Source organism: Mesorhizobium yinganensis, from assembly GCF_040081985.1.
GTDB classification, from domain to species: Bacteria; Pseudomonadota; Alphaproteobacteria; order Rhizobiales; family Rhizobiaceae; genus Kumtagia; species Kumtagia yinganensis.
Window position 1 is genome coordinate 203,027 of sequence record NZ_JBEBMH010000003.1, and the last position, 12,111, is coordinate 215,137.

Genomic DNA, 12,111 nt, shown 5'->3' on the forward strand with positions numbered 1-12,111 from the left:
GACTTGCGTTTGGCGAAGCCGCACTGACTCTTCCGTCCGACACCATGATGATTTGTTCCGCATGACGCTGCCCGTCGATCCCGCCGAAAACCTGGCGAAACTGATCCGTTGCCCTTCGGTGACGCCGGCCGAAGGCGGTGCGTTGTCGGCGCTGGAGGCGATGCTCCAGCCGATGGGCTTTTCGATCGACCGACCGACCTTTTCCGAAGACGGCACGCCGGACGTTGAAAACCTCTACGCACGGCGGTCGGGCAACGGCCCGCATCTGATGTTCGCCGGCCATACCGACGTGGTGCCGGTGGGCGACCAGGCGGCGTGGACGCTGCCGCCCTTCGGCGCGGAGGTGCGCGGCGGCGAGATGTATGGGCGCGGCGCGGTCGACATGAAGGGCGGCATCGCCTGTTTCGTCGCGGCGGTGGCGCGAGAGATCGCCGGGGGCCGCGTGCCGCGCGGCTCGGTGTCGCTGCTGATCACCGGCGACGAGGAAGGACCGTCGATCAACGGCACGACAAAATTGCTCGACTGGGCGGCTGGGCGCGGCGAGACCTGGGACGCCGCGATCGTCGGCGAGCCGACCAATCCGGACGCGCTGGGCGACATGATCAAGATCGGCCGGCGCGGCTCGCTGTCCGGCATCATCACCGTCAACGGCAGGCAGGGCCACGTCGCCTATCCGCACCTGGCCGACAATCCGGTACGCGGGCTGATGTCGCTGCTCGACGCGCTGCTGGTTCCGGTCTTCGACAAGGGGACCAAGGATTTCCAGCCGACCAATCTGGAGATCACCACTGTCGACGTTGGCAATCCGGCCTCGAACGTCATTCCGGCAAGAGCATCGGCGGTGTTCAACATCCGCTTCAACGACACATGGACCGACGAGACCCTGCAGGCCGAGATTCATAACCGGCTTGACCGCGCCGCCGGGCGTAAGAAGTACCGCGCCGGCCGCAAGCAGCGCGTCGATTTCGAACTCGTCTGGCGCGACCGCCCGAGCCACGTCTTCCTGACCCGCGACGACAAGCTTGTCGACACGCTGTCGGCGTCGATCGGCGCGGTGACGGGCCGGACGCCGACGCTGTCGACTTCCGGCGGCACCTCCGACGCACGCTTCATCAAGGATTTTTGCCCGGTGGTCGAGTTCGGTCTCGTCGGCAAGACCATGCATATGGTCGACGAGCGGGTGGCGCTGTCGGACCTGGAAACGCTGACGCAAATCTACCAGCGCTTCCTGCAAGACTGGTTCGGATGAAGAAATGCTGCCGGCCGAGGAAATACAACGCAGCCTGACCGGAGCCTGGCGGCTGCTGCTGGGCAAGGCGGACGGCTTGCGCCTGCTCGATCTCAGCGTCGACGGCTTCTGGAATTCGTTCTTTTCCATCGTGGTCGCCCTGCCGGCGATGATCCTCGGCTGGGTTTCCGTCGCCGACCAACTGGCAGGCGACATCGGCACGATCTCGCGCTTCGGCGTGGTCGTCCGGCTGGCGGTGGTGGATCTCGGAACCTGGCTCTTGCCGCTGGCCGTCTTCGCCCTTTCCGCAAAACCGGCCGGTCTTGGCGATCGTTTCGTCGCCTACGTCGTCGCCTCCAACTGGGGCACGGTGCTGCTCGTCTGGCTTATGCTGCCGATCGCGGTCCTCAAGCTGATTGCGCCTTCGGCGAATGACGCGACGATGCTACTCTCCTTGCTGCTCTACATTGCCTCGCTGGTTCTCGGCTGGCGGCTGACAAATGCCGCCGTTGGCAAGGGAGCGGCAATCGGCACAGCCGTCTTTGCCGCCATGTTCGTCGCTTCGCTGGTCGTGCTTTTCACCCTTCAGGGAGTGCTCGGCCTGACCGTGCCGTATTCGACGCCGACGAGGTAAAGCCCATCCGGCGGCGCCACCTGCCCGCAGGCGGCGCGGTCGCGGGCGGCAAGCGCGGCGGCGATGTCGTCGGCGCTCCAGCCGCCCTCGCCCACACGTTTCAGCGAACCCACCATCGAGCGCACCTGGTTGTGCAGGAAGGAACGGGCAGCGGCGCGCACCTCGATGACGTCGCCGTCGCGGCTTACATCGAGCCGGTCCAGCGTGCGCACGGGGCTGTCCGCCTGGCATTGCGCGGAACGGAAGGTGGTGAAGTCGTGGCGGCCGACCAGCATTTGGGCGGCGTCGTGCATTGCTTGCTCGTCGAGCCGTTTGGGCACCCACCAGGCACGGCCTTTTTCGAGCGCCGCAGGGGCGCGGCGATTGAGAATGCGGTAGAGATAGCGCCGGCCAGTCGCGGAAAACCGCGCATCGAAATCGGGGCTCGCGACCGAGGCGGCGAGGATGACGACCGTCTCGCCCGCGCTGTTCAGGTGGGCGTTGATCGCGTCGCGCACGGTGTCGGCCGGCCAGTCCTTTGTTAGATCGGCATGGGCGACCTGTGCGGTCGCGTGCACGCCGGCGTCGGTTCGGCCCGCCGCCCGCAGGCTGACCGCATCGCCGCAAAAATTCCGGATCGCCTGTTCGATCGCGCCCTGCACGGAACGCGGCCCGTCCTGCCGCTGCCAGCCGGCATAGGGCGTCCCGTCATACTCGATGTCGAGGCGGTAGCGCGGCATCGGTCACAGAACCGCGAAGGCGTGTGCATAGACCAGCCGACCCGCCGTCGGCGCCACGCCCCAAGCGAGCGCCTGCAGCGCATCGCACTGATAGTCGCTCGAAAATCCTTCCGCGGGACCGCGCCGGTACCCGAATCGGCTGTAGTAGGCTGGGTCGCCGAGCACGACCGAGAGCTTTTCGCCGGCGGCTTCAAGGCGGCGGTGGGCCTCCTCGACAAGCGCCGCGCCGATGCCGGTGCGCTGCGAATCAGGATCAACGCCGAGCGGCGCCAGCGCCACCGCGGCGCAGGACACGCCGTCGCCCTCGATGATCAGTCGCGAGAACAGGACATGGCCGGCGAGGCCGCCATCCTTCTCCGCAACCAGTTCCAGGACGACATCGCCGTCGGCGGCGAGACGGTCGACGAGATCGGCTTCGAGCGCCTGGCCGAAAGCGCGCTCGACCAGGGCATGAATGGCGCTTCGGTCGCCGGTTTGCGCCGTCCTGACGATCGCGCCGCTCATGACAGCCTGTCTCCGTGGGCAAGTTTCGCACCGCGCAGGAATTCCTGGGCCTCGACGCTACGTCCGCCGGCGCGCTGGACTTCGACAAGGCGCACCGCGCCGCTGCCGCAAGCGACCGTCAGGCGGTCGTCGAGAACCGTTCCCGGCGCGCCTTCGCCATAGGAGACTTTCGAGCGCAGCAGCTTCAGCCGTTCTTTCTTCGCACCGGCGGGGAATTCGCACCATGCGCCGGGGAAGGGCGAGAGCCCGCGTATGTGATCATGCACTTCCTGCGCCGGCCGCGACCAGTCGATGCGCGTCTCCGCCTTGTCGATCTTTTTCGCGTAGGTGACGCCGATATCCGCCTGGGGCGTCAGCACCAGCCAGCCGCGCTCCAACTCGGCCATCGCTTCGACCATCATCACGGCGCCGCGCTCGCTCAGCCGGTCGTGCAACTCGCCCGTGGTCATGTCGGGGCCGATCGGAATGCGGGTCGAGGCCGCGACCGGCCCGGTGTCCAGACCTTCCTCCATCTTCATGACCATCACGCCGGTCGCCTCGTCGCCCGCCATGATGGCGCGATGGATCGGCGCTGCACCGCGCCAACGCGGCAGCAGCGAGGCGTGGCCGTTGAAGCAACCCAGCCGCGGCGCCTCGAGGATCGCCCGCGGCAGGAGCAGTCCATAGGCGACGACGACCGCGACATCCGCTCCGAGCGAGGCGAAGGCCTCCAGCTCTGCCTGCGATTTCAACGAAATGGGATGGCGCACGGTAACGCCCAGCCGCTCAGCCTCGCGCTGCACGGGCGACGGCGTCAGGTCGAGCCCGCGCCGGCCGGCCGGCCGCGGCGGCTGGGTATAGACGGCCAGGATTTCATGGCCGGCTTCGGCCAGGGCCTTCAGCGTCGGCACCGAAAAATCCGGCGTTCCCATGAAGATGATGCGGAGCGTCATGCGGTTCCCGCTTTGCCGGCGCCGTGTCAAGGTCGGCCGTCGGATGCTTTCCTGCGCCCCGATCGCGGCAACGATCCGTCAGGCCAGCGCTTCAAACGGGTTTACGCGCTTGAGGTCAAGCCCGTGGAAGTCGCGGCCTTGCCGCTTGTGCCCATCAGCCATGCGTTGCAGGCATTGTTCGTCCTATCGCGATGCGCTATCTAACCAACATGCAGGGACGGCCCTGCGTTTCCCATGAATCGGTCGGGACGGCCCGCCATAAGGAGTTTCCAATGGCATGGGTCCTGCTGTTTTTCGCCGGCCTGTTCGAGATCGGCTGGGCGATCGGCCTCAAATACACCGACGGCTTCACCCGCCTCACCCCGTCATTGCTGACGGTGGCGAGCATGATCGTCAGCCTCGGCCTGCTCGGGCTGGCGCTGAAGACGCTGCCTGTCGGTACGGCCTATGCGGTGTGGACCGGCATCGGCACGGTCGGCACGGCGATGCTCGGCATCTGGCTGCTGGGTGAACCGGCAACAGCGATGCGGCTTGCCTGCATCGGGCTCATCGTCGCCGGCATCGTCGGGCTGAAGCTGGTGGCGTAGGCGCGGCGAGGCGCGGGAAACCGTGATCCTTGAAACGATACACGATCCCGCCTTCGCAGATTCCGATGCACGTTTCCGCAAACGCCAAAAGCCGGGGTGCGAATGCATCCCGGCCAGGCAAGATTGTGATGTGAAAGGGGCTTAGCTTCGGCCGCCGCGCTTGCGCTGCTTGCGCGCCGCGTAGCGGGCGTCTCGTTTGGCCTTGCGCTCGGCTTCGAGCGAAAGCTCCATGGCGATCCGCTCGACTTCCTGCTGTTCGCGCGCTTTCGCCTCAATGGCGAGCCGCTCTTCCTCGAGCTTGCGCCGTTCCGCCTCTTCGGCATCGCGGCGGGCGCGTTCCGCTGCTTCCAGAGCCTCACGCTCCTTGCGCAGCTTTTCCTTTTCGATCGCCCGCTTCTCGCGAGCCTCAAGGATAGCTTCCCGCTCCGCCTTGCGGGCGAGCACACGCGGGTCGTCGTCGGACGGCCGCGTCTTGAATCGTTCGAGCAATGCTCTTTTCGCCTCGTTCGCCGCGCCGCGGCGTTCGAAGATGTCTTTTTCCCTGTAGAGTGCCAAGTGTCGCCTTCGATATGTCAGTCGATACGCGCCGCTTACATACGCACGATTGTGGCGAGATCAAGCGCTAATCGCGTATGCCAGCCATGAAAATACGCAGTGTTGCAACCATGAAACGGCGGGGCGTTCCGCTGCGGCAGCGAAAGGACTGTTCAACAACCTGGGACTGGCAGGAAAGTGCGCCTATCCCTAAGTGAAAGAGGAATTCTCCAGCCTCTGAAAGATTCCCCCATGGAACTCGGCCTTTATACTTTCGCCGACCTCGATCCCAATCCCGCCACGCGAAAGATCTCACCGCATCAGCGCATGCGCAACCTTATCGAGGAGATCGAACTGGCCGACCAGGTCGGGCTGGACGTGTTCGGGCTCGGCGAACACCACAGGCCGGACTACATCGCCTCCGCGCCCGCGGTCGCGCTGGCTACCGCTGCCGAGCGCACCAAGAGCATAAGGCTGACCAGCGCCGTCAGCGTGCTGTCGTCCGACGATCCGGTTCGCGTCTTCCAGCAATTCGCCACGCTCGACCTGATTTCCGGCGGGCGTGCCGAGATCATGGCGGGGCGCGGCTCCTTCATCGAATCCTTCCCGCTGTTCGGCTACGATCTCGGCGACTATGACGAACTGTTTTCCGAAAAGCTCGAGCTGCTGCTGAAGCTGCGCGACAGCGAGCAGGTCACCTGGTCGGGCCGGCTGCGCGCGCCTATCAACGAGCGAGGCGTCTATCCGCGCCCCTATCAGGAAAAGCTGCCGATCTGGATCGCGGTCGGCGGCACGCCGAACTCCGTAACCCGCGCCGGTGTGCTCGGCCTGCCGCTGGCGTTGGCCATCATCGGCGGCGAGCCGGCCCGTTTCGCGCCGCTGTTCGATCTCTACCGGCGGGCAGCTACGCAGGCGAGGCACGACCCGAAGACGCTTGCCACCAGCATCAACGTGCACGGCTTCGTCGGCGAGACGACCGAGCAGGCGGCCAACGATTTCTACGGTCCGCAGGCCGAGGTGATGAACCGTATCGGCCGCGAGCGCGGCTGGGGACCGACCAACCGCGCTCAATTCGACGCCTCGCGCGGCCCTGACGGCGCTTTGTTCGTCGGCAATCCAGAAGTCGTGGCGGAGAAGATCGTCGCGATGCACAAGATTTTCGGCAACGACCGTTTCCTGCTGCAGATGGCGATCGGCCTGATGCCGCACGACAAGCTCATGAAGGCGATCGAACTCTACGGCACCAGGGTTGCCCCGCTGGTGCGCAAGGAGACGGCGGCGAGGCCGGCGCTCGCCGCCGCCGGCTAAGCTCTGGAACCGGAGCCGGTTCACCGCGTTGAAGGCCCGCATGGTGCGCGATTTATTCTGAGCGTGTACTTTTGGGGGCCTGAATGTCAGATCAAGTCTCTTCCGGCGATGCGCCGGATATAGTGCGTGCGGCTTCGGATGCGCGGCTGATGCGCTCGCTGATGATCGGCATCTTCCTGTTCGCGCTGGTCTACGCGCTGTATTTCGCGCGCGATTTCTTCATGCCGGTGATCCTTGCGTTCATGCTGGCGCTGATGCTGACGCCGATCGTCCGCCTGCTGCGCCGGCATGGCGTGCCGGAATTCGTGTCGGCGACAATGCTGGTCTTCCTGACGGTCGCGGCAATCGGCGCCGTCGGTTATTTCATGAGCGGGCCGGTGATTGCGCTGTCCAATGACTGGCCGGTGATCGGGCGCAAGCTCAGCGAAAGGCTGACCGAGCTCAAGCACCCTTTCGAGCGGCTGCTTGAAATCCTCAACCAGGTCGACCGCGCGGCGGATACGACCCAGGAGCCGGGATTGCAGAAGGTGGTCGTGGCGCAGCCTGGCATCGTCTCTCAGGCGGCGGGCAATCTGCTGTCGGGCGGCACGACCATCGCTATCACTTTCGTGCTTTCTTTGTTCCTGCTGGCCTCCGGCACGCTGTTCTACGAAAAGATCGTCCAGTCCTTCACGCGCATGAGCGAGAAGAAGCGGGCGCTGCGCGTCGTCTACGACGTCGAGCGCGAAATCTCCCGCTATCTGCTTACGGTCACGCTGATCAATGCCGGTCTCGGCCTGGCGATCGGCCTCGGCATGTGGGTGATCGGAATGCCGACGCCGCTGGTCTGGGGCGTGGCGGCGATGCTGCTCAACTTCCTGCCCTATATCGGCGCAGCCACCACCATCCTGCTGGTGGCGACCATATCGATCATAACATTCGACAGCCTGTCCTATGCGCTGCTCGCCCCCGGCTTCGTCGTGCTGTGCAATGTCATCGAAGGCCAAGTGATTACGCCGCTGATCGTCGGGCGGCGGCTGGAGATCAACGCTGTCGCGATCTTCATCGCAGTCGCCTTCTGGTCGTGGCTCTGGGGTTTCGTCGGCGCCCTGATCGCGGTTCCGATCCTGGTGGTGATCAAGGTCTTCTGCGACCATTTCGACAGCCTGCGCCACGTCGGCAATTTTCTGGCCGCGCAGCAGGCGATCGAGGTGCCGGAGGAGGAAGCGGCGGCACCGGCCGTAGCCGATAGATAGGGCCGATGGCCTTTGCGCATGCCGCGTGCGTTCCTATATCCGGAGTCCCCAAGACCGGATTTCCCCAATGACCGAGCTCTCCGTCCTTGACCTGTCGCCTGTCCCTGAAGGCAGCGGCGTCTCCCAGTCGCTCGCCAACACGCTGGACCTTGCCCGCCACGCCGAGGCGCTTGGCTACAAGCGCTACTGGCTGGCCGAGCATCACAACATGCCCGGCATCGCAAGTGCTGCGACCGCGGTGGTGATCGGCCATGTCGCGGCGGGCACCAGAAAAATCCGCGTCGGCGCTGGCGGCATTATGCTGCCAAACCACGCGCCGCTGATCATCGCCGAACAGTTCGGCACGCTGTCGGCGCTGTTTCCCGGTCGCATCGACCTCGGGCTTGGCCGCGCGCCGGGCACCGACATGGCGACGGCACGCGCGCTGCGCCGCAATCTGGAAGCCGGCGTCGATGGGTTCCCGAACGACGTCGTCGAGCTGATAGCCTATTTCCGGCCGGCGCAGCCCAACCAGCATGTGCGCGCCGTGCCCGGCGAGGGCGAGGACGTGAAGGTCTGGATACTGGGATCGAGTACCTACGGTGCGCAGCTCGCGGCCATCCTCGGCCTGCCCTATGCATTTGCATCGCATTTCGCGCCGGCCGAGATGGAACACGCGATCGACATTTATCGCTCGCGTTTTCAGCCATCGGAAGACTGTCCGGCTCCGCGCCTGATGCTCGGCCTCAATGTCGTCGCGGCCGACACGGACGCCGAGGCCAAGCTCCTGTTCTCCTCGCTGCAGCAGGCTTTTGTGAACCTGCGCTCAGGCCGGCCGGGAAAATTGCCGCCGCCGGTGGAAGGCTACGCCGACGATCTCGACCCGATGGCGAAGACGATGCTCGCGCAGGCGCTGTCCTGCGCCATCGTCGGCGGCCCTGAAACCGTGCGCCGAGGGCTTGAGGCCTTCATCCGCCGAACCGGTGCCGACGAGTTGATGGTGACGGCGCAGATTTTCGATCACCAGGCGCGAAAACGCTCGTTCGAGATTCTTGCCGGCGCGCACGGGGAAATGGCAAAGGCGGCGTGAGCGTCGGGTTGTGATGCGTCGAGGCTCGCCTATCCCTCCCAGGGAACACGCACCATGCCGCAGCGCAGGTAGAGCCTGAGCCCGGCGTCATTGTCGAGTTCGACCTTGAGATCGACATGGGTCGCGCCACGGGCGCGGAACGCCGCAAAGACGTGGCGCAAAAGCGCCTCGCCCAGCCCCTGCCTGCGCATGTCCTGTCGCACTGCAAGGTCTTTCAGGAAGGCGCTCGTCCAGCACAGCGCCACTCCGGCCAGTTTTCCGTCCGCGTCTAAGGCCAGGAAGCAAAGATTGCCATCGAATTCCGGATCGCCGGAGAAGCGCGCCCACCAATCCTCCGCGGACGGAAAGATGTCTTCGTCGCCTTCGTAGGCGCGGATCAGCAGGGCATGCACCGCCTTGGCGTCGGGAGAGTTGAGCGTGCGGATGGAGACACTGGCGGGCCAGCGCGGCGCCGGCTGGTCGCCGTCAAGCAGTTTGCGCAAGCGCCATGCGCGGCGGTCGATCACTGCATCGCCTCGACGATTTCCTTGTCGGGAAAACACGTGGCCGCACGACCGTTTTTCGCTTGCCAATCGCCGATCGAGCGCCGAGTCTTGAAGCCGGGTAGCCCATCCGCCCCGCCGACGTCATAACCCTTGGCTTCCAGCGCCTTTTGCAGACCGGCAATGTCGGAGCGGTATAGGCCGCCCACCTTGCCCCATTCGCCGGCAAAGGTCTTGTCGCCGCCGGCGATGCGATCGGCGCCGTGGCCGATGAACAGCGCGTAGAGATCGCTCTCGTTGTATTCCTTGAGCACGTAGAAATTCGGCGTGACGATGAAGGCCGGGCCGCTGCGGCCTGCCGGCATCAGCAGAAAGCCATCGGCGCGCATCTCGTTGGCCGGGAAGGGTTTTCCGCTGGTGCGTGAAATGCCCATCTTCACCCAGTCCGAAATTTTCTTGCCCTGGTCCGGTCCCTCCATCGCGCATGGCACGGTCTCCGGCACAGCGACCTCGAAACCCCAGTCGCGGCCTTTCACCCAGCCATAGTGGACGAGGTAGTTGGCAATGGACGCCAGCGTGTCCGGCACCGAATTCCAGATATCGGCCCGGCCGTCGCCGTCGAAATCGACGGCGTGGTCGAGGAAGGAGGTCGGCAGGAACTGCGGCAGGCCGAGTGCGCCGGCCCAGGAGGATTTCATAGCGTCGCGCGGAGCGAGCCCGCGCTCGACGATGACGAGAGCGGCCAGCACCTCCTTGCGGAACATGTCCTTGCGCGTCGCCATAAAAGCCTTGGTGCCGAGCACCTCGAAAGCGTCGTAAGGCATCTTTGCCGCGCCAAAGCCGGACTCGCGGCCCCAGATGGCAAGCACCACCTCCCTCGGCACGCCGTATTTCCTCTCCACAGCCGCGAGCGTTTTCGCATATTTGCCGGCACGCGCCCGGCCGCCGGAGGAGACCGCGCCAATGGTTTTTTCGGCAAAATAGTTTCCGGGCGAGCCGAACTCGGCCTGGTGCTGCTTTTTCGGCGTCGTCGGCTTTTCGCCCGGCGTGACCAAGTCGGGCAGCTTCAGATTGGGTCTTATGCCTTTGAAGGCCGCGTCGAAGGTCAGTTTCGACACGCCCTGCGCCTTGGCGTCTGGCCAGAGGTCGGTTTCCAGCCAGGCTTGGAACTGATCGTCTATTTTCGCGGCGGAGGCGGGGGCAACGGCCAGAAATATGGCAAGAAAGCCGACCAAGAATTTGCAGGCTGTCGGAAAGATCAGTGTCATCTTAGACCGCCTACAGCTCATTCATGTCAAAACGCGGTCCGCGATTTCAGTGCCGCGGCCAGCGTGCCCTCGTCGAGATAATCCAGTTCGCCGCCCACTGGCACGCCATGCGCGAGCCGTGTGACCTTGACCCCGAATCCCGAAAGCTGGTCGGTGAGGTAATGCGCTGTGGTCTGGCCTTCGACCGTGGCGTTGACAGCGAGGATGATCTCCGTCACCCCGCCTGCCGCCACGCGCGAAACCAGCCCCTTGATGTTGAGCTGGTCGGGGCCGATGCCGTCGAGCGGCGACAGCGTGCCGCCAAGCACGTGGTACTGCGCGTTGAGCGCCGCCGCCCGCTCCAGCGCCCAGAGGTCGGAGACATCCTCGACGACGACGATCGTCGAGGGGTCGCGGCGCGGGTCGGAGCAGATCATGCAGGGGTCGATCGTGTCGACATTGCCGCAGGTCGAGCAGATGCACACCTTCTCGACGGCCTCGCTCATGGCGCCGGCAAGCGGGGCGAGCAGTTGTTCCTTCTTCTTGATCATGTGCAGCGCGGCGCGGCGGGCCGAACGAGGCCCGAGCCCCGGCACTTTTGCCAGGAGCTGGATCAGGCGTTCTATCTCGGGACCGGCGATTCGTTTGGACATGGTGCACCCATATAACAACTCCCGTTCGATGCGAATGCGGGCGGCATACCGCCGGCATCACGGTACTTCGATTGGGCGTGCCTTTTGGCGAGTGCTGAAGCCGATCTGTTGGATATTGAGGCGCATCGCCGTCTGTCTATGCCATGGGCCTGCGCTCAACCGGCAGAAACGATTATCCCCTCCACGTTTCCGCGAAGGGGACAAAGGATAGATCGAGAGAAGAAGCGCTGGGCCGGCCGACAGTCAGGAGACCTGCTCGACCTGCTGGACTTCCGGCACGAAGTGGCGGAGCAGATTCTGGATGCCATGCTTCAGCGTAGCCGTCGAGGACGGACAGCCGGAGCATGCGCCCTTCATGTTGAGGAATACGGTGCCGTTCTCGAAGCCGCGGAAGGTGATGTCGCCGCCATCCTGGGCCACGGCCGGGCGCACGCGCGTCTCCAGCAGTTCCTTGATGGTGATGACGATCTCCTTGTCGGCCTCGTCGTAGAACTCGTCGCCCGTCTCGGCCGCGTCTCCGCGCGCCTGCGCGGCGCTGGTCATCACCGGCTGTCCGGACATGAACTGTTCCATGATGGCGCCGAGGATTGCCGGCTTGAGATGTTGCCAATCCAGGCCGTCGGCCTTGGTGACGGTGACAAAATCATAGCCGAAAAACACGCCGGTGACGCCATTGATGTCGAACAGGCGGCCGGCGAGCGGCGATGCCTCGCGCGCCGCGGCGGCGTCGCGGAAATCGGCGGTGCCCTCCGGCAGGACTTCGCGGCCCGGCAGGAATTTCAGCGTGGCGGGATTGGGAGTCGCCTCAGTCTGGATGAACATCGCGCCTCTCCGTGCGTAATTGTTTGGAATAATTCTAAATAGGCTCGAACCGCATAACATTCAAGCTGGCAAATCGCGATCATTCAGCCTCATCGTAGGCGGAGAATGCGACACCGTGCGGATATTTCGCTACATGCCTTAGCCAGAATTTGAGGGC

14 protein-coding genes are annotated in these 12,111 nt (G+C 64.8%); 6 read left to right on the forward strand and 8 right to left on the reverse strand.

All coding sequences use genetic code 11. The features are described from left to right. The first annotated feature begins 61 nt into the window (after nt 1-61). Entirely contained in the window at nt 62-1,249 is a 1,188-nt protein-coding gene (gene dapE, locus ABMA59_RS08110) for a succinyl-diaminopimelate desuccinylase (RefSeq protein ID WP_349004830.1), read from the forward strand. A gap of 4 nt (nt 1,250-1,253) precedes the next feature. Further along, complete coding sequence (locus tag ABMA59_RS08115) at nt 1,254-1,862, forward strand: transporter (RefSeq protein ID WP_349004831.1); 609 nt, start codon at nt 1,254-1,256, stop codon at nt 1,860-1,862. Here the strand turns inward: ABMA59_RS08115 and truA are convergent. Genes truA through fmt form a run of 3 tightly spaced genes read right to left on the reverse strand, consistent with a single transcriptional unit; the run spans nt 1,814 to nt 4,017 of the window. Beyond that, nucleotides 1,814-2,581, reverse strand: coding sequence for a tRNA pseudouridine(38-40) synthase TruA (truA, locus tag ABMA59_RS08120; protein ID WP_349004832.1), 768 nt, complete (start codon nt 2,579-2,581; stop codon nt 1,814-1,816). The genes ABMA59_RS08115 and truA overlap by 49 nt on opposite strands. A gap of 3 nt (nt 2,582-2,584) precedes the next feature. Continuing rightward, nucleotides 2,585-3,085 carry a GNAT family N-acetyltransferase gene (locus tag ABMA59_RS08125; protein WP_349004833.1) on the reverse strand — a complete coding sequence of 167 codons (501 nt, stop codon included), beginning with the start codon at nt 3,083-3,085 and terminating at the stop codon, nt 2,585-2,587. Next, nucleotides 3,082-4,017: a methionyl-tRNA formyltransferase gene (gene fmt / locus ABMA59_RS08130; protein WP_349004835.1), complete on the reverse strand. Its 936-nt coding sequence runs from the start codon at nt 4,015-4,017 to the stop codon at nt 3,082-3,084. The genes ABMA59_RS08125 and fmt overlap by 4 nt, the downstream gene beginning before the upstream one ends. A 272-nt stretch (nt 4,018-4,289) precedes the next feature. Here fmt and sugE point away from each other — a divergent pair, with 272 nt between their 5' ends. Beyond that, nucleotides 4,290-4,604 (forward strand): quaternary ammonium compound efflux SMR transporter SugE, encoded by a 315-nt coding sequence (gene sugE / locus ABMA59_RS08135; protein WP_349004836.1) that lies wholly within the window; start codon nt 4,290-4,292, stop codon nt 4,602-4,604. Nucleotides 4,605-4,745: 141 nt separating this feature from the next. Here the strand turns inward: sugE and ABMA59_RS08140 are convergent, their stop codons facing one another. Next, the gene (locus ABMA59_RS08140; protein WP_349004837.1) at nt 4,746-5,159 is read right to left on the reverse strand and encodes a DUF6481 family protein; all 414 of its coding nucleotides are present in this window, start codon (nt 5,157-5,159) and stop codon (nt 4,746-4,748) included. A gap of 231 nt (nt 5,160-5,390) precedes the next feature. Here ABMA59_RS08140 and ABMA59_RS08145 point away from each other — a divergent pair, with 231 nt between their 5' ends. From ABMA59_RS08145 to ABMA59_RS08155, 3 genes are all read left to right on the forward strand, one after another. Continuing rightward, nucleotides 5,391-6,446 carry an LLM class flavin-dependent oxidoreductase gene (locus ABMA59_RS08145; RefSeq protein WP_349004838.1) on the forward strand — a complete coding sequence of 352 codons (1,056 nt, stop codon included), beginning with the start codon at nt 5,391-5,393 and terminating at the stop codon, nt 6,444-6,446. 83 nt (nt 6,447-6,529) lie between these two features. Further along, entirely contained in the window at nt 6,530-7,681 is a 1,152-nt protein-coding gene (locus tag ABMA59_RS08150; RefSeq protein WP_349004839.1) for an AI-2E family transporter, read from the forward strand. Nucleotides 7,682-7,748: 67 nt separating this feature from the next. Then, nucleotides 7,749-8,750 (forward strand): LLM class flavin-dependent oxidoreductase, encoded by a 1,002-nt coding sequence (locus ABMA59_RS08155; RefSeq protein WP_349004840.1) that lies wholly within the window; start codon nt 7,749-7,751, stop codon nt 8,748-8,750. 29 nt (nt 8,751-8,779) lie between these two features. Here ABMA59_RS08155 and ABMA59_RS08160 read toward each other — a convergent pair whose 3' ends face one another. The 4 genes from ABMA59_RS08160 to ABMA59_RS08175 all read right to left on the reverse strand — a co-directional run bounded on the left by ABMA59_RS08160 (nt 8,780) and on the right by ABMA59_RS08175 (nt 11,954). Continuing rightward, on the reverse strand, nt 8,780-9,256 hold the full coding sequence (locus ABMA59_RS08160) for a GNAT family N-acetyltransferase (RefSeq protein ID WP_349004841.1): 477 nt from the start codon (nt 9,254-9,256) through the stop codon (nt 8,780-8,782). Next, nucleotides 9,253-10,500, reverse strand: coding sequence for a lytic murein transglycosylase (locus tag ABMA59_RS08165; protein WP_349004842.1), 1,248 nt, complete (start codon nt 10,498-10,500; stop codon nt 9,253-9,255). Before ABMA59_RS08165 ends, ABMA59_RS08160 begins: the two co-directional genes overlap by 4 nt. A 26-nt stretch (nt 10,501-10,526) precedes the next feature. Beyond that, nucleotides 10,527-11,132 (reverse strand): recombination mediator RecR, encoded by a 606-nt coding sequence (recR, locus tag ABMA59_RS08170; RefSeq protein WP_349004843.1) that lies wholly within the window; start codon nt 11,130-11,132, stop codon nt 10,527-10,529. A 243-nt stretch (nt 11,133-11,375) separates the two neighbouring features. After that, nucleotides 11,376-11,954, reverse strand: coding sequence for a NifU family protein (locus ABMA59_RS08175; RefSeq protein WP_349004844.1), 579 nt, complete (start codon nt 11,952-11,954; stop codon nt 11,376-11,378). Nucleotides 11,955-12,111 lie beyond the last annotated feature (157 nt).

Bases quoted from the DNA above. Each gene is read 5' to 3' on its own strand.
- dapE (WP_349004830.1), top strand. From the start codon at position 62: ATGACGCTGCCCGTCGATCCCGCCGAAAACCTGGCGAAACTGATCCGT.
- ABMA59_RS08115 (WP_349004831.1), top strand. From the start codon at position 1,254: ATGCTGCCGGCCGAGGAAATACAACGCAGCCTGACCGGAGCCTGGCGG.
- truA (WP_349004832.1), bottom strand. From the start codon at position 2,581: ATGCCGCGCTACCGCCTCGACATCGAGTATGACGGGACGCCCTATGCC.
- ABMA59_RS08125 (WP_349004833.1), bottom strand. From the start codon at position 3,085: ATGAGCGGCGCGATCGTCAGGACGGCGCAAACCGGCGACCGAAGCGCC.
- fmt (WP_349004835.1), bottom strand. From the start codon at position 4,017: ATGACGCTCCGCATCATCTTCATGGGAACGCCGGATTTTTCGGTGCCG.
- sugE (WP_349004836.1), top strand. From the start codon at position 4,290: ATGGCATGGGTCCTGCTGTTTTTCGCCGGCCTGTTCGAGATCGGCTGG.
- ABMA59_RS08145 (WP_349004838.1), top strand. From the start codon at position 5,391: ATGGAACTCGGCCTTTATACTTTCGCCGACCTCGATCCCAATCCCGCC.
- ABMA59_RS08150 (WP_349004839.1), top strand. From the start codon at position 6,530: ATGTCAGATCAAGTCTCTTCCGGCGATGCGCCGGATATAGTGCGTGCG.
- ABMA59_RS08155 (WP_349004840.1), top strand. From the start codon at position 7,749: ATGACCGAGCTCTCCGTCCTTGACCTGTCGCCTGTCCCTGAAGGCAGC.
- ABMA59_RS08165 (WP_349004842.1), bottom strand. From the start codon at position 10,500: ATGACACTGATCTTTCCGACAGCCTGCAAATTCTTGGTCGGCTTTCTT.
- recR (WP_349004843.1), bottom strand. From the start codon at position 11,132: ATGTCCAAACGAATCGCCGGTCCCGAGATAGAACGCCTGATCCAGCTC.
- ABMA59_RS08175 (WP_349004844.1), bottom strand. From the start codon at position 11,954: ATGTTCATCCAGACTGAGGCGACTCCCAATCCCGCCACGCTGAAATTC.